At 69.6% G+C, this 18,889-nt stretch carries 19 protein-coding genes; 12 read left to right on the top strand and 7 right to left on the bottom strand.

The features are described 5' to 3' along the window. Positions 1-110 precede the first annotated feature (110 nt). Positions 111-1,403, bottom strand: coding sequence for a M14 family zinc carboxypeptidase (locus tag ACIRS1_RS02845; RefSeq protein ID WP_402836346.1), 1,293 nt, complete (start codon positions 1,401-1,403; stop codon positions 111-113). 480 nt (positions 1,404-1,883) lie between these two features. Here ACIRS1_RS02845 and ACIRS1_RS02850 point away from each other — a divergent pair, with 480 nt between their 5' ends. Further along, positions 1,884-3,827, top strand: coding sequence for a TIGR03960 family B12-binding radical SAM protein (locus ACIRS1_RS02850; protein WP_402836348.1), 1,944 nt, complete (start codon positions 1,884-1,886; stop codon positions 3,825-3,827). Between the two features lie 480 nt (positions 3,828-4,307). Here ACIRS1_RS02850 and ACIRS1_RS02855 read toward each other — a convergent pair whose 3' ends face one another. From ACIRS1_RS02855 to ACIRS1_RS02865, 3 genes are all read right to left on the bottom strand, one after another. Then, on the bottom strand, positions 4,308-5,153 hold the full coding sequence (locus ACIRS1_RS02855) for a hypothetical protein (protein WP_402836350.1): 846 nt from the start codon (positions 5,151-5,153) through the stop codon (positions 4,308-4,310). A 441-nt stretch (positions 5,154-5,594) separates the two neighbouring features. Further along, positions 5,595-6,308 (bottom strand): creatininase family protein, encoded by a 714-nt coding sequence (locus tag ACIRS1_RS02860; RefSeq protein WP_402836351.1) that lies wholly within the window; start codon positions 6,306-6,308, stop codon positions 5,595-5,597. A 25-nt stretch (positions 6,309-6,333) separates the two neighbouring features. After that, entirely contained in the window at positions 6,334-7,608 is a 1,275-nt protein-coding gene (locus ACIRS1_RS02865) for a tetratricopeptide repeat protein (RefSeq protein WP_402836353.1), read from the bottom strand. Between the two features lie 284 nt (positions 7,609-7,892). On the opposite strand from ACIRS1_RS02865, the gene ACIRS1_RS02870 reads away from it, so the two are divergent. The 4 genes from ACIRS1_RS02870 (at position 7,893) to ACIRS1_RS02885 (ending at position 9,931) form a co-directional block, all read left to right on the top strand. Beyond that, a complete protein-coding gene (locus tag ACIRS1_RS02870; RefSeq protein WP_402836355.1) occupies positions 7,893-8,243 on the top strand; it encodes an ATP-binding protein in 351 nt (116 codons plus the stop codon). 241 nt (positions 8,244-8,484) lie between these two features. Further along, positions 8,485-8,865 carry a hypothetical protein gene (locus ACIRS1_RS02875; protein WP_402836357.1) on the top strand — a complete coding sequence of 127 codons (381 nt, stop codon included), beginning with the start codon at positions 8,485-8,487 and terminating at the stop codon, positions 8,863-8,865. Then, positions 8,862-9,176, top strand: coding sequence for a hypothetical protein (locus ACIRS1_RS02880; protein WP_402836359.1), 315 nt, complete (start codon positions 8,862-8,864; stop codon positions 9,174-9,176). The genes ACIRS1_RS02875 and ACIRS1_RS02880 overlap by 4 nt, the downstream gene beginning before the upstream one ends. Positions 9,177-9,637: 461 nt before the next feature. Continuing rightward, positions 9,638-9,931 carry a hypothetical protein gene (locus tag ACIRS1_RS02885; protein ID WP_402836361.1) on the top strand — a complete coding sequence of 98 codons (294 nt, stop codon included), beginning with the start codon at positions 9,638-9,640 and terminating at the stop codon, positions 9,929-9,931. A gap of 80 nt (positions 9,932-10,011) precedes the next feature. Here ACIRS1_RS02885 and ACIRS1_RS02890 read toward each other — a convergent pair whose 3' ends face one another. Beyond that, complete coding sequence (locus tag ACIRS1_RS02890) at positions 10,012-10,245, bottom strand: hypothetical protein (protein ID WP_402836363.1); 234 nt, start codon at positions 10,243-10,245, stop codon at positions 10,012-10,014. Between the two features lie 840 nt (positions 10,246-11,085). Next, positions 11,086-11,874, bottom strand: coding sequence for a GntR family transcriptional regulator (locus tag ACIRS1_RS02895; protein WP_402836365.1), 789 nt, complete (start codon positions 11,872-11,874; stop codon positions 11,086-11,088). A 250-nt stretch (positions 11,875-12,124) separates the two neighbouring features. Here ACIRS1_RS02895 and ACIRS1_RS02900 point away from each other — a divergent pair, with 250 nt between their 5' ends. The 6 genes from ACIRS1_RS02900 (at position 12,125) to ACIRS1_RS02925 (ending at position 15,935) form a co-directional block, all read left to right on the top strand. Next, the gene (locus ACIRS1_RS02900; RefSeq protein WP_402836367.1) at positions 12,125-12,484 is read left to right on the top strand and encodes a hypothetical protein; all 360 of its coding nucleotides are present in this window, start codon (positions 12,125-12,127) and stop codon (positions 12,482-12,484) included. After that, entirely contained in the window at positions 12,484-12,690 is a 207-nt protein-coding gene (locus tag ACIRS1_RS02905; protein ID WP_402836369.1) for a hypothetical protein, read from the top strand. The genes ACIRS1_RS02900 and ACIRS1_RS02905 overlap by 1 nt, the downstream gene beginning before the upstream one ends. Then, positions 12,687-13,991 carry an FtsK/SpoIIIE domain-containing protein gene (locus ACIRS1_RS02910; RefSeq protein ID WP_402836371.1) on the top strand — a complete coding sequence of 435 codons (1,305 nt, stop codon included), beginning with the start codon at positions 12,687-12,689 and terminating at the stop codon, positions 13,989-13,991. The genes ACIRS1_RS02905 and ACIRS1_RS02910 overlap by 4 nt, the downstream gene beginning before the upstream one ends. Further along, positions 13,991-14,191 carry a hypothetical protein gene (locus ACIRS1_RS02915; protein WP_402836373.1) on the top strand — a complete coding sequence of 67 codons (201 nt, stop codon included), beginning with the start codon at positions 13,991-13,993 and terminating at the stop codon, positions 14,189-14,191. Before ACIRS1_RS02910 ends, ACIRS1_RS02915 begins: the two co-directional genes overlap by 1 nt. A 158-nt stretch (positions 14,192-14,349) precedes the next feature. Beyond that, positions 14,350-15,804 carry a replication initiator gene (locus tag ACIRS1_RS02920; protein ID WP_402836375.1) on the top strand — a complete coding sequence of 485 codons (1,455 nt, stop codon included), beginning with the start codon at positions 14,350-14,352 and terminating at the stop codon, positions 15,802-15,804. Then, on the top strand, positions 15,801-15,935 hold the full coding sequence (locus tag ACIRS1_RS02925; RefSeq protein WP_402836377.1) for a hypothetical protein: 135 nt from the start codon (positions 15,801-15,803) through the stop codon (positions 15,933-15,935). The genes ACIRS1_RS02920 and ACIRS1_RS02925 overlap by 4 nt, the downstream gene beginning before the upstream one ends. A 54-nt stretch (positions 15,936-15,989) precedes the next feature. On the opposite strand, the gene ACIRS1_RS02930 is transcribed toward ACIRS1_RS02925, so the two are convergent. Continuing rightward, positions 15,990-17,603: a recombinase family protein gene (locus tag ACIRS1_RS02930; RefSeq protein ID WP_402836378.1), complete on the bottom strand. Its 1,614-nt coding sequence runs from the start codon at positions 17,601-17,603 to the stop codon at positions 15,990-15,992. Positions 17,604-17,939: 336 nt separating this feature from the next. Here ACIRS1_RS02930 and ACIRS1_RS02935 point away from each other — a divergent pair, with 336 nt between their 5' ends. Then, positions 17,940-18,701 (top strand): TIGR03936 family radical SAM-associated protein, encoded by a 762-nt coding sequence (locus ACIRS1_RS02935; protein WP_402836379.1) that lies wholly within the window; start codon positions 17,940-17,942, stop codon positions 18,699-18,701. The last annotated feature ends 188 nt before the right edge of the window (positions 18,702-18,889 follow it).

The following is an 18,889-nucleotide window of genomic DNA, read 5'->3' on the forward strand; positions in this document are numbered from 1 at the left end:
CGCGACCGGCCCGTTCACCGGGGCCGGTCCGGGAGTCCTCCCGGGCCGGCCCTCGGCGTTCCCGCCCCGGTCGTGCGCCCCCACGGGGGCCGGCGGCCGGGCGGGCGCGGTCAGAGCAGGCAGTCGGCGGCGGCCAGCACCGTCCTGGTCTGGTGGGCGACCTGCGTGCGCACCGGCACCCACTGTGCGCCGAACCCGGCCCGCAGCCGGTCCAGGCTCTCGGCGGCCACCGCCCCGGCGCGGACCCGGGCCGCCTCCACCGCCGGACCGCCGGTGTCCGCCAGCAACCGCAGCAGCATCGACGCCACCCGCAGCGGGATCCGGGCCGCCACGATCCCGGCCGCCGTCACCCGGGACACCGTGAGCGGCTCCGCGCACCAGCGCGCCACCCACTCGTCCGCCACCGCCGGGCAGACCTCCAGGGTGAACTCCGCCGCGCGCACCAGCTCGCCGTGCGCCGCCCGGGCGTGCGAGGGCACCAGCGCCAGCAGGCCGGACAGCTCCTCGGCGCGCTCGCGCAGCGTGCGGGCCGCGTCGCCGACCGTCCGCTCCACCGCCGGGTGCGGTCGGCCGTCGGCGACCGCCTCGACGGCCCACATCGGTACCTCCAGCACGGCCGTCACCCCGCCGTGGCGCCCGGCATAGGACCAGGTGGACAGCTCCGGGCGGTCCGGCAGCGCCCTGGATCGGTCGGCGCCGTCGGCCGAGGGCATCAGGTAGGTGCCCGGCGCGGGGCTGGCCCAGCCGATCGCGTCGAAGGAGTCGACGTCCGGCGGGATGCCCGCGCGGCGCACCGAGCAGGCGAACTGCTCGGGCAACCCCGGCACCGGAGCCGTCAGTTGGACGAAGGCACCGCCGAAGTCCACGCCGTGCAGCGAGCACTGCAGGAACGGGCGCAGCTCGTCGATCAGGCCGGTCAGCACCAGGCTCTCCGGCATCGGCGGGAGGCCGGAGCCGGGGGCCGGCAGCAGTTCGGGCTGCTCGGTGAAGGAGGGGCGGAAGAAGTGCTCGTAGTGCCGGTCCATGGTGAGCGGGCCGTCCAGCCAGCCCGCGTTGAGCGCGGCGCCGTCCGGGTCCAGGCAGAGCAGCAGGTGCCAGGAGACGCCCGGCCGGGCCGGGCGGTCCAGCAGCAGCCCGGCCAGCCGCAGCGCGCTGGCCGTCCCCACCGGCTCGTTCGGGTGCGGCCCGCCGACCACCAGGACCGCGCGTGGCCCCCGGTCGACGGAGAGCAGCAGCAGCGGGCGCCCGGCCCGGGAGCGGCCCGCCTCGCGCAGCCGGCACCGTTCGGGGTGGCGCAGCGCGAGCCGCCGTGCCGCGGCCTCCGTCTGTGCCGCGGTGGGGTAGCGGGCCGGCCGGGTGTCGAGGGGCCGGGAGGGACGGATCCGCCGGTCGGTGTCGGTCATGGTTCTCCTTGGGCGTCCTTCCGGTGCACCCGCGGGCCCCGGTCGCCGGGCCGCCGGGGAGCGGGCCGCACCGCTGGACGCGGCCTGCGCAGCCGGGGACGGGGGCGCTGCGGGCCGGGAACGGGTCGCCGGGGTGAGGGAGTCGGCGAGGGCCTGAGCGTACGGCCCAACTCCCCTGTCCGGAAGGGGTGCAGAGGTCTCTGACGGCGCCCTGTCAGTACCGCACGGGCGCTCCGGACATGTCAACGGCGGACGGCGCGGGCCGGCGGGCGCGCACTGCGCGTGCCGGGGGCGGGCGCCCGCGGGGAGGGTCGCGCCGGAGCGCGGGCGGGGCTCCGGCGCGGGAGCGGGGCGGGAGCGGGGCGCGGTGTGCGGCCGGAAGGCCGTTCCCCGGATTGGGCTACCCTTGAGGGTCACCCCTCCCAGCCGTCGCCTGTCGATGCGCGCGGCACCGAATCACGTCGTAAGGGTTCCTAGTACATGACTGTCGAATCGGTCTTCCCACGCCTGGAGGCCCTCCTCCCGCACGTCCAGAAGCCGATCCAGTACGTCGGCGGCGAGCTGAACTCGACCGTCAAGGACTGGGACGCCTGCGACGTCCGCTGGGCGCTGATGTACCCCGACGCCTACGAGGTCGGCCTGCCCAACCAGGGCGTCATGATCCTCTACGAGGTGCTCAACGAGCGCGAGGGCGTGCTCGCCGAGCGCACCTACAGCGTGTGGCCCGACCTCGAGGCGCTGATGCGCGAGCACCGGGTCCCGCAGTTCACCGTGGACGCGCACCGCCCGGTCAGGGCCTTCGACGTCTTCGGCCTGTCGTTCTCCACCGAGCTCGGCTACACCAACATGCTGACCGCGCTCGACCTGGCCGGCATCCCGCTGGAGTCCAGGGACCGCACCGACGAGGACCCGATCGTCCTGGCGGGCGGCCACGCGGCCTTCAACCCCGAGCCGATCGCCGACTTCATCGACTGCGCGGTCGTCGGCGACGGCGAGCAGGCCGTGCTCGACATCACCGACATCGTCCGCGCCTGGAAGGCCGAGGGCCGCCCCGGCGGCCGCGACGAGGTGCTGCTGCGCCTGGCCCGCACCGGTGCGGTCTACGTGCCGCGGTTCTACGACGTGGAGTACCTGGCCGACGGCCGGATCGGCCGCGTCGTGCCGAACGCCCCGGGCGTGCCGTGGCGGGTGTCCAAGCACACCGTGATGGACCTCGACGAGTGGCCCTACCCGAAGCAGCCGCTCGTCCCGCTCGCCGAGACCGTCCACGAGCGGATGTCCGTGGAGATCTTCCGCGGCTGCACCCGCGGCTGCCGCTTCTGCCAGGCCGGCATGATCACGCGCCCCGTGCGGGAGCGAAGCATCACCGGCATCGGCGAGATGGTCGAGCGCGGGCTCAAGGCGACCGGCTTCGAGGAGGTCGGCCTGCTGTCGCTGTCCAGCGCCGACCACACCGAGATCGGCGACATCGCCAAGGGCCTGGCCGACCGCTACACCGACGACAAGATCGGCCTGTCGCTGCCGTCCACCCGCGTCGACGCCTTCAACATCGACCTCGCCAACGAGCTGTCCCGCAACGGTCGCCGTTCGGGCCTCACCTTCGCCCCCGAGGGCGGCAGCGAGCGCATGCGCAAGGTGATCAACAAGATGGTGTCGGAGGAGGACCTGATCCGCACCGTCGCCACCGCCTACGGCAACGGGTGGCGCCAGGTGAAGCTGTACTTCATGTGCGGCCTGCCCACCGAGACCGACGAGGACGTGCTCCAGATCGGCGAGATGGCGAAGAACGTCATCCAGAAGGGCCGCGAGGTCACCGGCCAGAACGACATCCGCTGCACCGTCTCCATCGGCGGGTTCGTGCCCAAGCCGCACACCCCGTTCCAGTGGGCCCCGCAGCTGTCCGCCGAGGACACCGACGCCCGCCTGGCCAAGCTGCGCGACTCGATCCGCGGTGACCGCAAGTACGGCAAGAACATCGGCTACCGCTACCACGACGGCAAGCCCGGCATCATCGAGGGCCTGCTCTCCCGCGGCGACCGCCGGGTCGGCGGCGTCATCCGCGCGGTCTACGAGGACGGCGGCCGCTTCGACGGCTGGCGCGAGCACTTCTCCTACGACCGCTGGATCGCCTGCGCCGAGAAGGGCCTGGCCGGCACCGGCGTCGACGTCGACTGGTACACCACCCGCGAGCGGACCTACGAGGAGGTGCTGCCCTGGGACCACCTGGACAGCGGCCTCGACAAGGACTGGCTGTGGGAGGACTGGCAGGACGCCCTGGAGGAGGTCGAGGTCGACGACTGCCGCTGGACCCCGTGCTTCGACTGCGGCGTGTGCCCCCAGATGCAGACGGCCATACAAATCGGCCCGACGGGCAAGAAGCTCCTCCCGCTGAGCGTCGTCAACGGCGCTGACCAGCAGAAGTAGCCCGAAGCATGGGTGACACGGTCAGCGACCTGTGTGACTTAATTCACAGTCTCCCTGAGGGTGAGCGGCGGCTCGTCCTGGACGCGTTCAACCTGACGCGCGCCCCGGCCGAGCCCGCCACTCCCGCGAGGGAGGCCCGGCAAGGCGGCCAGAAGACCCCTCTGCCCGCCGCCCGGAGTGCCCCGGGCATCGAGTCCTCGATTGAGTGGGTCTGAGAAGCCGCAGGAGGCTCCTGTGGCGCCCTGAAATCCCGCCTGAGCCCCGAGTCAAGCAAGAAGCCCCCTGGCGTCGCTGGGGGGCTTCTGCGCGGCGCCCGTGCAGTCGCATCGTCGGGCGCGAGATCGTTACTCATTGTCGGCGTTGAGCCTGGCTGATTCAGCCTGCTCGTCGAATCCTTCCCCGCGCGTGCACTGGGATGCCCCATGAGGCCTTGGGCAGCAGACGCTAAGGCCGCAAGTCGGGTCCATCGTGTCAACGCCTTTAGGCGGCGGCTTGCTGGTTGTAGCGCTGCTCTTTTTTTTGGAGCGCCTGCTCGTACCTGCTCAGTGCGGGTACCGTGATTACGCGGGAAGTTATTACCGCTACGAGTAGGTTGTTTGCACTTTGTTGCCGATGAATGCCGCTCCGCATCATTATAGCTACCGGGGCGAGTAGTATCGCGTACCACAAGTTGCCTGAGGCGGCGGTGAGTGCGACGCTAAGGACGCCAATCGCCAATCCCACGTTAACTTTAAATGAGGCCTCGGAGGCCATGCGATCATAGTCCTGATATAGCTCTGGCTTCCCAATTTGGAGATGCATGGAGACGTCGGAAAGATTCTGAATGATGTCTTGCTCTGTGCCCTCCCAGCCCAGGTCTTCGCGCGCCGATCCCGCATAGAACTCAGGCGCAGCTTCCCGGGCCATTTCCCAAAGGTGGCCACGAAGATTATAAAGTGAACCATGATCAACAAAGGGAGGGACATGGCCTTGAAGGGGGACCTCAAGGGGAGGTTCATCCGGGCCCATGTCCTGGGCAAGTGGCACGCTTCGGAAGATCTTCCGGCCAAGGCTAAGGCCGCCCCATGTGAAGATCTGTTTGCGTAGCCTTCCCGGTGTAATTGACACGGAGCTGCCCACGACATACGCAACGAAGGAACCGGCTGCTAGCAGTGCCGGAGATCCGACGATGTCGATCAATTTATAGGCAGACAGTGCAATGCCGGTTGCTCCCTTTCGTGCCGGCGCGTGATCGCGGAGAAGAAACCACAGGCCAACAAGCCACACGTACCCAGCCGCAAGTGGCGTTCGCAAATCCCTGAGTCCAGGGAGGAGGTTCATCAGCACACTGGCATCATGGCGAACCCGCGGACGGCAAGGTGAGCATCTTGCTTAAACCGTAATCTTTGCTCACCCGCGTCGGAGCGCAGCCTCACACGGCCGACAAGCCTGTCCTCCTTCTCCGGCGGCTACCAGGGCTCCCAGGCGTCCTAGGCCGGGTAATGAGGGTGCTCCATCGGCCCTGCGCCCCTCTTTCGCAGAGCGTCTGCGGACGAGGGCCACGAGAGCCTCAGGGGCCCGGCCAGTAGTGTGCACCAGGAGCGCGGCCGTTCCGTTGCCGAGAGCCCCGATTTCATTCAGCACCTTCGGTCGGCTCGCGGAGTGGCATGCAGTTCCAGGACATGCGCTGAGGCCGATGGCCCTGCCCCGCGTCCTACCTCCGCCATCGTCCTGGTTGACATGTCCGCGCGACCTTGGTGTCCACTTTCGAGCCATACCAGGTTGTTCTCAGCTACCCCTTATGAGTGACAGGTGGGCGGCGGCCGACTTGGACAGGCTCTCCAGGATGGCTTTGCCCTTCTCGGCTGTTCCGAGCGACGGGCGGCCGATGATGCCGTTCTGGGTGTAGCCGGCCATGCCCAGAGTGAGGAGGTGGGGGCGCTCCGGGGCGTCGTGGTCGTCGCCCTCGATGCCGTCGCGGATGAGGTGGGGAGCGCCGTGGAGGAGTAGGGACACTTCCAGTTCGCCGCCGTGCATGTCCTCGGCGCCGGAGCTCTCCAGGGCGGCGGCCTCGCGGGCCTGGTGCCAGTCTTTTCGGACGGGGAAGAGGGCGACGCGCGGGCCAGCGGTGTTGGCTTCCTGGACGACGTTCGAGAGGACGTAGTTGCCGCCGTGGCCGTTCACGATCAGGAGCCCGGGGACCCCGGACGCCTGGAGGGACTTCCATATGTCGTTGATCACGGCGTAGAGCGTGGCGGCGCTGATGCTGACGGTGCCGGGCATGTGCGCGTGCTCATGCGAACAGGACATCGTGATGGGCGGCAGCAGGAACAGGTCGTAGTCGGTGGCGATCCGCTGGGCGATCAGGCTGGCGACGACGGTGTCCGTGGTGAGCGGCAGGTGATCGCCGTGCTGCTCGAAGCTGCCGACCGGCAGCACAGCGACCTTGGCGCCGCGTCGGCGTTCGTCTGCGGAAGTGGCGGCCGTGATCAGTGCGTCCATGGGCTCAGCCTCTCTCATCAAGTCGTCAGCGGTCGAGAGGGGTCCGCGCGCTCATCAAAGTCAAACGGCTGGTGAACATGGCTACTTCGGGTACCGAGTGCCAACGCTGGAGGGCTTTGCCTGCTGCCGATAGTTCGGACATGGCCCGGGCGGACTCGGTGTCGATGGCGATTGAGAGCGCCCGGCCGGCTGCGGTGGCTGCCTGCTCCGGCTCGCCGGTTCCCGCGTAGGCGCGTGCGAGTCTGGAGAGGTATACGCCTTGGTCGTTGCGGTAGATCGGGGGCAAGGATCGAAGTTCCGACTCGAACATGCCCACGGCCGTGCGCGGATCACCGAAGTCGATCAAGCAGTTCGCCCGTTGCATCTCGATGTAGGTCGGCGTGCAGTACGCCAGATCAAGCGCGTCGTCGGCGTGTGAGTCGTCCGGCTCGGCGGCGAGTTCGTGGGCCTCGTCGAACTTGGCCTGCGCGAAGCGGGGGTTGCCCATGATCGCGTGGCCCTGGGCCTCCTGCTGTGCGGCCAGAGCTCGGATGCGGTTCGTGGCCCCGACGGAACGTTGTGCGGCGCGAGCGAGGCTGACGGCCTTCTGGGCATTGCGTTGGGCGGTGGCCTGGTTGCTCTTCCTGAAGAGGACGTAAGCGGCCATGACGTCGTCGCCGCTCTCCTGGGCCCATTCCATCGCGCGGTCCGACCAGTAGAGGGCCTGGCCGAAGTCCCCGAGATCCTGGTTTAGCCAGCCCAGGAATTCCGCGGTGCGGGCGCCGATGGTCAGGAGTTCATCCCGGGAGCGGCCGCCGGCGTGCTGCTGGAGACGGTCGAGCAACTGGACGTGGCGGGTCACCGCGTCGAGCGCGTGGCGGGACCCGAGCAGGTTCGCGGCCCTGTAGTGGCCCGGCATGGCCGTGCGCAGGTGGCTGACGAAAAACTCCGGGTCGATCGGCGCGCTGAGTCCGTGGCCGCTGACGGCTGGCGCCTCGGCGTGGCCTCGGGGCCCAGCCGCCACGGCGTTCTGCTCCCACGCCCGGGAGGCCAATCCGAGCATGCGGCCCGGGATGTGCAGTCCGTCCGCGATGCGTTCGACAAGATCGATCTTCTCGATCTTGCGCTTGCCCGCCATGACTTCGCCGACCCGGCTGGGCGTCATGTCGCAGGCGCGGGCGATGAGCGAGGGGTAGATCCCGGCCAGCTTGAGCAGCCGGAAGACGGCGGCGAAGTCGCGTCCTCGGCATGCAGCGATCATCTCTGGGTTGGACAGCAGGACCACCGGGAGCCGGTCCGGATCGCGGGCCTCGGTCACCACTGCCCCCACTGTTGATCAGCAGTCGCCGCATGGAAGTTGATTACCTGTGAGTTTACCCACACTGGGTAATCAGCTTGGGTACGAAGTCCACATCCCCTCTCGGCAACCTGGTGTCAAAGGCCGGAACGTCCAGGTTCGGGCCTCCCTTTGGGCGCCGGGAGGTGGCGTGCGTGATCAGCTCGGGTGAACCCCAAGGCGGTACTGGGGCCGGCCAGCTGGCCGTTGGGACGTCCGTGTTCGAGGCGACACTCCCGCGGCATCGGTTGTCGGTTCCCAGGGCTCGTTTGCTGCTGCGGGACTTCATGATCGGCGTCCCGGGTGCGTCTGTGCTCCTGCCGGGCGGTCTGCTCGTGCTGTCTGAGCTGGTGACGAACGCCGTGGTGCACGCCCAGGTGCCCAAGGGGCGGCGCATCGCCGTCCGGTTCGAGCTGGTCTTTGACCACCTTCGGATCGAGGTGCACGACGCGAGCGGCGATCGGCCGGTGATCCGGCGGTCCACCTGCGCCGACCACGTGTCCGGCCGGGGGTTGTGCCTGGTGGAGGCCTTGTCGGTGGAGTGGGGCTGTCAGCCCCGGCCGGGTGGTGTCGGGAAGTTCGTTTGGGCTCTGGTGGGCCCGGAAGGTGGTGTGCGGTGAGGTTCGGGAGGGCGTCGGGGGTGGCGGGGACGCGGTGCTTCTACTGCGGTGCGGGGCTGCGGAAGGCGCTGGCGCGGTTCATCGTCGTGAACGGTCAGGCGGTTGGTGTGCACAGGTGGCACCCGCGCCGCGCGGGGGAGGTGGCGGCGTGACGGGCCTGCCTGTTGAGGCGGGTGCCGGGGCGCAGCCTCGTCCGGCTGATCGGTTTCCGCACCTGGCGTTCAGCCTGGGGCAGTGGCGGGTGGATGAGGCGTACTGGGCCGGGGAGGCGATCAAGGACGGGGTGCCGCTGGAGGAGATGGGGCACGCGGAGCTGCTGGCCACGGCCCGGGGCGCGCTGCTGCACGTGCAGTCCCTGGTCAAGCTGCTGGAGGCGGTGGAGCGCGGGTTCCCCGTCGACCAGCCGGCGACGCTGGGCGAGGCGATCGAACCGATCGGCGACTACCTGAGGTGGGCGCTGGACACGGACGCGCCGCTCAGGGGCGGTAAGGCGGCGCTCGTCGGCGAGGTGAAGCGGGTGCGCCAGCCCTCGGTGCGGGTCCGGGTCGAACTCGAAGTGATGGAACGCAAGCTCATCGGGCCGGCGTGCAAGCGCCGCGCGCGCAGGAAGGGAAGGTCATGACCGGAACCGGGCGCATCGCTCAGTTGAACGCGCCGTACCCGTTCCCGGTGGCGGTGGAGGTCCGGGGGGTCACGGAGACGGCGCGGTTCTCGCAGCTGTCGGACGCGCTGACCGCGTTGCTCGGCTCGCTGCGGGCGCTGCCGTTGGACGCGGAGCAGTGGAAGTACTTCGACGACCTGTTCGGACCGGGCGCGGTCCCGTCGATCGGGCACCGGCTTGCGATGTACGGGCAGGTTCGGGCGCTCGCGTTCGTCGGGATCACCCCGTACGTGGTCAAGCTCTACCCGGCCGATCCGGCGGTGCGCCCGTGATCCGGCACGACCCCCGTACCTGGTGGGGCAGGGTCGTGTGGTGGTGGTCGCTGTACGGCCAGTTCTCCTGGCCTGTGCGGGCCGTCTCCCCGAGCCGACGTGCGGTCCACCGCGACGTGAGGGCGTGGTTCGCCGAGCTTCGGTACGCCGACAGCTCTCAAGAGCGGTTGGCGCGGCGGATCTGGCGGGAGCGCACCGGGGTTGAGGATCCGATGGCCGGGCTGGATGAGGCGGAGCTGTTCCGGCGGATCTTCGGCCGCGACCCCGGTGCGGGCGAGGCCTCGCGGTAGGGCTCCTGGTCTGAGCAGGGACAACTGAAGACGTGCCGGACCACCCCGTGACCTTGGCGGGATGTGGGGTGGTCCGGTGGGTCGGAACCCGGTGCCGATGGTATCGGGCTCCTCGGCATGTGTGCGCACGGTTGGCCGGTTCGGTTGTGAATCAGGGGAGTTGAGGGACTGTTGTACGGGGACGACGACTTCAGTGCGGAGTTGGCGGCCGGCCTCGACCCGGACTCGTGGGTGTGGCTGCCGGGGGTGGATTACGCGGCCGGGTGGAGAGTCGCGCGGCGGACAGCAGACGAGCTGAACGGGCTGCTGGCCCTGTGCGGTGTGAAGCGCTCCGCCCTCCGGGCGATCGCCGACACCGACGCCCAGGGAGGGCCGGTGGTGCGGCTGGAGGGCATTGCTGAAGGGTGGCTGAGCCTCGAAGAACTGCTGTGCCTGGCAGCGCACGCGCGTGACGAATTGGCCTGACCGAGGCCGGTGCTGGCGCATGCCGCACAGGCCTCAGTCCAGTGACCTCAGCGAACGGTGCGGCATGCAGCCAGGAAGCGCTACTTGGCCTCTCTGCGGGCCATGATCCGAATCATCTCGATGGCCTGCCTGCCGGTCTTCTGGCTGTTGCTGTGTGCCGGCGGAATGATGGCGCCGATCAGCCAGATGATCCCGACGAATGCGATGACCATCGTCATAGGCAGCGACACCGCCACCAGCCGAATGGTGTCAGCGAGCAGGGGCGGTGCCATGTAACCCGGTGTTGCACCCTCGGGTTCGATCGGTACTGTCATAGTCGACCTCTCTGTCCAAACGCCAGGAGATGGTCCGAGACGGCTCCCGCTGCAACGGGGGCCGTCTCTTTGCATGACGGCCGCGCCCTCTCGGTGATGCTGAGCAACAGCATGTCCATCAGGAAGACAATCGGCCAAGGCGGTTATCCACAGGTGCTGTGGATAACCGGCTGGCGGCGCTAGTCTGGCGGGTTGGGTTGGAGCTATCTTGGGCCCCATCGGGCCGCTGACCAGCGGAAATTAACACCTCTTGCAAGGTGAGTGATTTGCGTCACAGTGAGTGACGGGATCTGTATTCGAGGCCGCCAGCACCCGCGAAGATCTCCATGGAGGTGCGGCGATGTGCCCGCTCGCTGTGAGCCGACTGCATGGGCCGCAGCCCTGCGTCCTTCTGGCTAGCGGTCGTTGAAACGGGAGCCAGATCCGGGCGGTGGAACGGTTTTGGTCGGTGTCCTGCCTGGTTTGGGGTCGGGCATGATCGGGGGGCCGTAAGCTGCTGCGACTCGGTCAGGGCTTTTGGGCCTGACCGCAGTTTGGCCGAGTGGCCCCCCGGTCTTGCTCGACTCGGGTCCCGGGCCGGGGAGGTGGGTAAAACCGTGGAGCCGCCCGTCCCCGGCCATCGCGCGGCAGCGAACGGGCCTACGCGCCTTCGGTCTTGAACGTGCTGTGCCTCGTGGGCGGGCCAGGCGCCCGGCCGGGACCGGCCGGCAGGCCGCAGCCCGGCCGAGGCGGCTGGGACCGCCCGGCGGCGCTCGGCGCCGCCGCTTGAGTAAGTGAAGGAAAGTTGCGACAGCTCCCGTGCCCTGTCCGGACGTGGGGGCTGGTCGGGATGGGCTGCGGCTATCGGGTTGCCTTGGCCGTTCGGGCGGTGTGCTTGGGCTTGGCGGCCTCGATGTCGTAGGTGAGTGCGGTGGTTTCGGCGCCGAGCCTGGTCTCTTCCAGGAGCAGGGGCAGGTTGGTGGCCTGGTCGTAGGTGATGCGGTGGGCGACCAGGAGGACGGCGGCTTCGGACAGCTGGAGGGCTTCGCGCTCGTCGGGCTGGGGGATGCGGGCGCTGACCCTTTCGCGCCAGGCGAGTTCGCGGCCGGCGGCGGCCAGCGTCGCGTACGCCTCGGTTGGTGTGGCACTGGGCTGCTGTACGAGCGGCGTCTCCTCGATACGTTCCATCGGGAGCAGGAGGCGGTGCAGGGCGCGGCCCTCGCCGGCGGGGTCGGTGATCAGGCGATCGACGCCGATCAACAGCTCGTCCTGTTCCATCTCCAGCAGCGGTGCCGTGACCGCGTCGGTGCGGGTGCGGTAGACGGTCGGGTCCTCGCCGTGGCCGAACCAGGCGTCAACCGGCGTCTCGAAGGCGCTGCCGCGGTGGGTGACGGTTCGCTCCATTGCGCCGGAGGGGCCGTTGACCGCGGTGCGGACGAAAGTGCCCCGGCCCTGCTTCACATCCAACAGGCCCTCGCTGCGCAGGGCGGCAACGGCAAGGCGGACGGTTGGGCGGGACACGCCGTACTTCTCGGCGAGATCGGTCTCCGTCGGCATCTGGGTTCCGGGAGGCCACTCGCCGGCGGCGATGGACTGTCGCATCGCCGCCGCTACCTGCTTGTGCAGCGGCTCGTTCCGGATGATCGCCATGGTGTTGACCCCTTGGTGCAGGCGCCGGGGGTGGCCTGCGTCGCGTGTGTCGTGTGGTTTTCGAGGATTCGTGAGTGGTCGTTTGCCCTGGTCGGGCGGCATCTGTAGGTCTGTCGTCAGTCGCTAGGCGTTAAACGTAAGCATGAATCGCTTGCGCCGGGTCGTCAAGGAGGGGCATCATCGAAGCGCAAAGGTAAGTACGTTTGACGACAGACGTTAAGCGGCCTTTGCTTCCTTGGAGTGTGCGCTCATGCAGTCCATTCCCGTGGATGGAACCCGGCTCGGCACGATGACCTGCATCGTTGCTCCGGAGGTGCGGATCGCGAACCGCGAGACCGGGGAGGTGAGGAAGGACCGTGAGGGGCAGACCGTGTACACGGTCGGTGTCGCGGTGCGGCAGGACGGCCGGCGGGCCTCGATCATCGAGATCAGCGTGTCGGGCGAGCCGGTCGGCGTCGTGGAGGGCGTGCGCGTGCACGTCACCGGTCTGACCGCCTTCTCCTGGGCGATGGGCGACCGGCACGGTCTGTCCTTCCGGGCCGACGCCGTCACCCCCGTCCCCGCCGCCGCCCCTGCGCCGACCGCTTCGCGCAAGGGTGGCGAGGCCTGATGAGCACGGTCACCCGCGCCCGGCTGCGGCGCTTGCTCGGTGAGCTCGGGGACCTGGCCGATGAGGTCAACCCGTTCGCCGGCGACGGCAGCGGCGCCCAGCTCTTCGACCACATCGCGACCCTCGCCGCCAAGGCGGCCGGCCAGGCGCGCGACCTGGAGACCGAGGCTCACAACACCGCCCTTGAGAACGGGGGTCGGCCGTGATCCTCGCCCAACTCCTGTGGGTGGCGCTGCTGGCCACGGTGCTCGTCCTGCTCGCCACGGCCCCTGGGCTGCGGCGCTCCTACCCCTACATCTGGTGGTGCGTGCTCGGCTACCCGGTCACCGTGATCCGGGTCCGGCTCACCTGGCGGCGGCTGACCACGGACCTCGGCCTCGCCGTCGCCAAGCGTCCCGGCCGGGCGCTGCTGGGGGACCTGGTGGTGAGGGGTGATCCGCTCAAGCCGGTCCCGCCCCGCCTCGGTGTGCCGAAGCTGCGGCGCGGCGGCCTGGATGTGGCGGTGCGAATGCACCCGGGGCAGGTCCCGGACCACTTCCTGTCCGCGGTCGAAGCGCTGACGCACGCCTGGCGCGTGCACGCCGTCCGGCTGTCCTCCGATGAGCGCGGATTCGTCACCCTCTCCGCGCTGGCCTGGGACCCGCTGCGGGCACCGGTGGTGCCGTACCAGCTGAAGCAGCGGGTGCTGCGGGCGGTCGTCGGGCTGCTGGAGGACGGGCGCGCGTGGGTGGTCGACTTCCGGCGCACGCCGCACTGGCTGATCGTCGGCGCCACCCGCTCCGGCAAGTCCACCCTGATCGCCTCTCTGGTGAAGGAACTCGCCCCGCAACGCGTCGCCCTTTTCGGCATCGACCTCAAGGGCGGCATGGAACTCTCGTTGTTCGAGGACCGGCTCTCGGCGCTGGCCTCGACCCGGGCGGAAGCGGCCTGGCTGCTCGCGGAGCTGGTGGCCGAGACGGAAGCGCGCATGCAGCTGTGCCGCTCGGTCGGCGCCCGCTCGATCTGGGACCTGCCCGCCAAGCTCCGGGTGCTGCCCGTCGTCCTGATCGTCGACGAGGTCGCCGAGCTCTATCTGATGGCGACCCGGGAGGACAAGGCGGAGGTCGGGGAGATCTCCACCAACCTTCTGCGGCTGTCCCAGCTCGGCGCGGCCCTCGGGATCCACCTGGTGATCGCCGGTCAGCGGGTCGGCTCGGACCTCGGCCCCGGCGTCACCGCGCTGCGGGCGCAGTTGGCCGGTCGGATCTGCCACCGGGTGAGCGACGCGGGTACGGCGGAGATGGCGCTCGGTGACCTCAACAAGGACGCCCTCGCCGCCGCGCAGCGCATCGCGCTCGCCGAACAGGGCGTCGCCATCACCGCGGACACCGACGGGCAGTGGCTTCGGGCCCGCTCGATCCACGTCACCCCCGACCAGGCCCGCCGCACCGCCAGGAAGTACGCCCGTCTCGCCCCCACCTGGCCCGGCCTGCACGTCGACGAGCCGACCGAAGGGGTCTACCTCTGATGGGCAACGGCGCCGCCCTCGTCCTGATCGCCTTCCTCGCCCTGACCACCTTCCTCCTGGTCCGCTCCGGCGAAATCAAGGCCTGGCACGTCGCCCTCGTCGGCGTCCTCGCCATCTACCTCGACCGCATCGGCTGGACCGACCCGATCGTCTACGCCGTGACCTGGATCGTCCAAGGCCTCACCCACACCGCCACCTGAAAGCGAGTGATCACCGTGCCAGCCAGCCCAGCCTCCACCGGCGGACCGACCCCGATCCGCCGGACCCCCTCCACCCGCCCCCACGCCACCCCCGGCCGCGCCAGCACCACCCTGGCCCGGCCGGGGCCCGGCCAACCCTGGCCCTGGAGACACCCACCATGACCGGCCCCAACCCCTACGCCGACCCCGCCGCACGCCGCGCCTACCTCTCCCGGGAGGCGCGGCTGCGCCAACTGCCCTCTATTGAACGGGACTTGGTCCGCCTCGGTGAGATGCCGGACCTGAACCGCTGGCTGGAGCAGATCCGCTCCACCGGCGGCTGCGCGCAGCCGGTCTACCTCACTGGGCACACGACTACGTTGGACCGTGAGACCGGGGAGGTCCTGCGGCACTACTCGACCGCCACCGAACCCGGAGGCCGACTCCCGGTCCGCTGCCGCAACCGCCGCGCCACCCGCTGCCCGTCCTGCTCACGCGAACACAGCGGCGACACCTACCACCTCGTCCGCTCCGGCCTCACCGGCGGCAAAGGCGTCCCCGACTCCGTCCGCACGCATCCGAGGCTGTTCGTCACCCTCACCGCGCCGTCCTTCGGCCCGGTCCACCGCGCCGGCGAATGCCACCGCGCCCGGCGCCGCCCCTGCGAACACGGCCGCCGACACGGCTGCGGCCAGACCCACCCGGACACGGACCCGCTGATCGGACAGCCGCTCTGCGCCGATTGCTACGACTACCCCGGCCACATCCTGTGGAACGCCACCGCCCCCGCGCTGTGGAAGGCCTTCCGCGACAACCTCTACCACCACATCGCCACCCGCACCGGCCACGGCCGCACGGCCATCCGCAAGCTGATCCGCGTCTCGGCCGCCAAGGTCGCCGAATACCAGAAGCGCGGCGCGGTCCACTTCCATGCCGTCGTCCGCTTCGACGGACCCACGGGACCCACCGACCCGCCCCCGCCCTGGGCAACGGCGGATCTTCTGATGGAGACCGTACGCTCCGCGGCTGCCGCCGTCGCCCTGTCATGCCCTGAATCTGCCGCATTCGGTGACCGACGGCTCAGCTTCGGTACCCAGCTCGACGCCCACCCCCTCACCGGCGGCGACGGCGCACGCCTCACCGACGACGCGGTAGCCGCCTACGTCGCCAAGTACACGAGCAAGAGCGTGGAGGCGGCCGGTGCCGTCGACCGCCGCATCGAATCCATCGACGAGATACGAGCCCTGCACGTCACGCCCCACATCCGGGCCCTCATCACCACCGCCTGGCGACTCGGCGAACTCCCCGAACTACGCCACCTGCGCCTGCACACCTGGGCCCACATGCTCGGCTACCGGGGCCACTGCCTCACCAAAACCCGCGTCTACTCCACCACCTACGGCCAACTCCGAGCCGACCGCGCCGAACACGCCCGCACCCTCGCCGGCGCCCCCGCCCTGTACACCGACTGGGACACCGACACCACGACCGAATCCGCCTGGCGCTTCGCCGGGACCGGCCACACCCCCGCCGAAGCACTCATCGCCGCCGGCATCGCCGAAGACATTGCCACCAATCGTGAGATGGCCCGCGAGGACGCCGGCAGCTCCGACCAGCAAGGGGAAGTGTCGTGATCATTTCGTCCGCCGCGCCGGATGCAGCGATCGGGGCCTTAAGGGAGGCGCAGCAGCCGGTTATCAAGAGCGAGATCGTCATCGTGGACGATGACGGCAATGAGGAACCGTACGACCCGGCCAAGCACTGACGGTGGCAGCCCCCGGACTAGATCGCCGGGGGCTGCCACGTGTCGGTCGCCGGGTCAGAGCTTGCTGGCGAAGTCGTCTTCCTTGACGATCAGGCGGTCACGGTAGTCCTTGGGGATCTTGAGTCGCAGCTTGATCGCGGGAGCCCGCTGGCCCTTCACCTTGGTTCGAGTGACCTCGCAGCGGACGCCCACCCGCAGAAGGTCTACGGTCATGGCCTCGATGCCACCTTCTTCCCACTGCTGCCGGAACGTCTTCCCGTTGGCCACGTTCACCCACCGGTCCTCGGTGGTCTCGGGGTCGATCTCTCCGAGCTCGGTGATCAGCTTGTCCAGTGTCTGTTCCGCCTGCTCACGGGTGAAGCGGGTCTTCGCGTAGCGGCCGTCGGGCTCCAGCTCCTTCATGTAGTAGGCGATGGACTCCTCAAGCTGCGCCACCTGGGCACGAACCTCGGCGCCTCGCGCGTACTCGCGGACCTGAACGGGTTCGTCGCCGAGCACCGACAGCACGTCGAGGACGAGCTTGGCGTTGATCGTGTCGGGGTTGGGTGCGCCCAAACCTCCGCCCTTGCAGCCCTGGCACCGTAGGTACTCGTACACCCGGTCCTTGACGCGGCACCGCTGGTTGAGCATGTTCGTCCGGCAGTCGACGCAGACGAGGACTCCGAGGAACTTCGTGGCACCGCCGGGTCGGCGCTGCGGCTGGTTCTTGCTGCGCTTGTCGAGGTCGGCCTGCAACTCGTCGAACTCGTCGTCCGTGAAGATGCCCGGTGCCACCCTGATGGGCTTGCCCTTCTGGTCCAGGACGAGCTTCGACCGGCGGGCTCGTCCCTTCATCTCGACCTCGACGCGGTACCCCTTCAGGCCGGGGTTGCGCAGTCGGCTCAGCAGCGTGGAGGTCGTGAGCTTCTCGCCCATCAGCTTCGAGCGCTTCAGGACCTTGACCATCCGTGTGGCGGGGACTCCGCGCCTGGCCATACGGCGGCACCAGTGCAGGGCCTTTTGGGCGTCCTCCTCTACATAGAGGACGACCTTTCCGGTTTCGTCCTCGCCGGTGACGTATCCGTAGGTGGGCTTGCCCACCAGCCAGTCACCCTGAGTCTTCGCGTAGTCCCACAGGCTCGCCACGCGCGTGCTGGTGTTGCTGGCCTCGATCTCGGCGATGCCGCCGATCAGCGTGACCATGATCTTTCCGACGACTGTGGTCAGATCGATCTGGTCGTTCTTGGAGACCAGGTTCTTCCCGTACTTCAACGCCCAGTCGATCATGGTGTTGAGGTCGGACAGGCGACGGATGAAGCGGTCGAGCTTCCAGAACATGAGGACGTCGAACTCCGGCGCCCGGTCGTTCAGCCACTCGCCCAGCTGCTTCCGCTTCCACGGCGGGACCTTCGTGGCGGAGACGTTGAGGTCGCTGGCGACGCCGACCACGCGGCAGCCCCGGTTCAGAGCTTCCCGCCGGAGGTCGAGCTCCTGGCGGACGGGGGAGGTGGTGTCCTCCGTCAGTACGGACAACCGGACCGAGAGCAGCGCGCGGGGCGCATCCGCGGGGAGGGCGGTCTCGGCTCTCTTCAGCTCTTCCAGCAGCGCCAGATCTGCCGGGGTCCATTCGGCTTCGACTGTGTACGCCTTCTGCTGTACGGCACGCGCCGTACGGGAGCGTTTTGCCATGTCAGGGAACCTATCGACGGTTTTACGGCCGTGTCCATATAGCCCCAGATGCAGACGGAGATCCAGATCGGCCCGACCGGCAAGAAGCTGCTGCCGCTGAGCGTCGTCAACAAGTAGTCCCCGGGTCCGACGACCCCCGGCCGGAACGCTCCGGCCGGGGGTCGTCGGCGTACGGCTGACCAGGGGCGGAGCGAGGGGGGCGGCGGGGCGCGTACCCTTTGAGGTGACAGAGTCCGGACCGTGGCGGCAGTTCGCCGCGCCGGACGGGGACAACTGACTAAGGACTGAGCGACCCTGGCACGCCGTACGCCCGACGGTCCGCCGCCCGCGCCGACGGTGCAGCGGATCCGTCTCCGCTACACCAAGCGCGGCCGGCTCCGCTTCACCAGCCACCGCGACTTCCAGCGCGCCTTCGAGCGCGCCCTTCGCCGGTCCGCCGTGCCGATGGCCTATTCGGCCGGCTTCACCCCGCACCCGAAGGTCTCCTACGCCAACGCGGCCCCGACCGGGGTGGCGAGCGAGGCGGAGTACCTGGAGATCGGTCTGGCCGCCCTGCGCGACCCCGAGGAGCTGCGGGCGCAGCTGGACGAGTCGCTGCCGCTCGGCCTGGACGTGATCGACGCGGTCGAGGTGCGGACGCCGAACTTCGTGGAGCGCCTGGAGGCCTCCGAGTGGCTGGTCCGGCTGGACGGCGTCGAGCCGGACGAGGCGGCCGGCGCGGTCAAGGCGTTCCTGGCCGAGGAGCGGGTCGAGGTCGAACGCACGACCAAGAACGGCGTGCGGGTCTTCGACGCGCGCGGCGCCGTGGCGGCGCTGGACCTCGTCCCGCCGCAGGTCGACGGCGGTGCGGACACGGCCGCCGGAGCGGACCGCGATGTTCGGACCGGCCGTCCCTGTGCGATACTGCGGCTGGTAGTACGACACGCCACACCCGCCGTACGACCCGACGACGTATTGTCCGGTCTCCGTGCGACGGCCGACCTGGCGCCGCCGGTCCCCGCAGAGGTGACCAGGCTGGCGCAGGGGCCGCTCGACGAGGAGACCGGCACGGTGACCGACCCGCTGGCGCTCGACCGCGCCGCGGCCCCGGCCGGCTGACGGCCGCCGGGGTTCGCGGGGCCGCGTCCGCCTGACGGGCGGAGGCCGGGCCCAGTGCCTCACTGGCCCGACGGTCCTCCAGGTTCCCGCGGCTCCCACAGGGGAGCGAGCGTCGTCGCAGCACAGGCCGGCCACCTGCGGCCCGCCGACCAGGACGGTCGGTGGGCCCGGGAACCCCGTCCGGGAGC

It is taken from the genome of Kitasatospora sp. NPDC101176 (assembly GCF_044768035.1).
In the GTDB taxonomy this organism is placed as follows: domain Bacteria; phylum Actinomycetota; class Actinomycetes; order Streptomycetales; family Streptomycetaceae; genus Kitasatospora.

What these genes read in the sequence shown, in the direction of transcription:
- ACIRS1_RS02920 (WP_402836375.1), top strand. Translation starts at nt 14,350, where the DNA reads ATGACCGGCCCCAACCCCTACGCCGACCCCGCCGCACGCCGCGCCTAC.
- ACIRS1_RS02890 (WP_402836363.1), bottom strand. Translation starts at nt 10,245, where the DNA reads ATGACAGTACCGATCGAACCCGAGGGTGCAACACCGGGTTACATGGCA.
- ACIRS1_RS02930 (WP_402836378.1), bottom strand. Translation starts at nt 17,603, where the DNA reads ATGGCAAAACGCTCCCGTACGGCGCGTGCCGTACAGCAGAAGGCGTAC.
- ACIRS1_RS02905 (WP_402836369.1), top strand. Translation starts at nt 12,484, where the DNA reads ATGAGCACGGTCACCCGCGCCCGGCTGCGGCGCTTGCTCGGTGAGCTC.
- ACIRS1_RS02915 (WP_402836373.1), top strand. Translation starts at nt 13,991, where the DNA reads ATGGGCAACGGCGCCGCCCTCGTCCTGATCGCCTTCCTCGCCCTGACC.
- ACIRS1_RS02880 (WP_402836359.1), top strand. Translation starts at nt 8,862, where the DNA reads ATGACCGGAACCGGGCGCATCGCTCAGTTGAACGCGCCGTACCCGTTC.
- ACIRS1_RS02900 (WP_402836367.1), top strand. Translation starts at nt 12,125, where the DNA reads ATGCAGTCCATTCCCGTGGATGGAACCCGGCTCGGCACGATGACCTGC.
- ACIRS1_RS02850 (WP_402836348.1), top strand. Translation starts at nt 1,884, where the DNA reads ATGACTGTCGAATCGGTCTTCCCACGCCTGGAGGCCCTCCTCCCGCAC.
- ACIRS1_RS02845 (WP_402836346.1), bottom strand. Translation starts at nt 1,403, where the DNA reads ATGACCGACACCGACCGGCGGATCCGTCCCTCCCGGCCCCTCGACACC.
- ACIRS1_RS02860 (WP_402836351.1), bottom strand. Translation starts at nt 6,308, where the DNA reads ATGGACGCACTGATCACGGCCGCCACTTCCGCAGACGAACGCCGACGC.
- ACIRS1_RS02895 (WP_402836365.1), bottom strand. Translation starts at nt 11,874, where the DNA reads ATGGCGATCATCCGGAACGAGCCGCTGCACAAGCAGGTAGCGGCGGCG.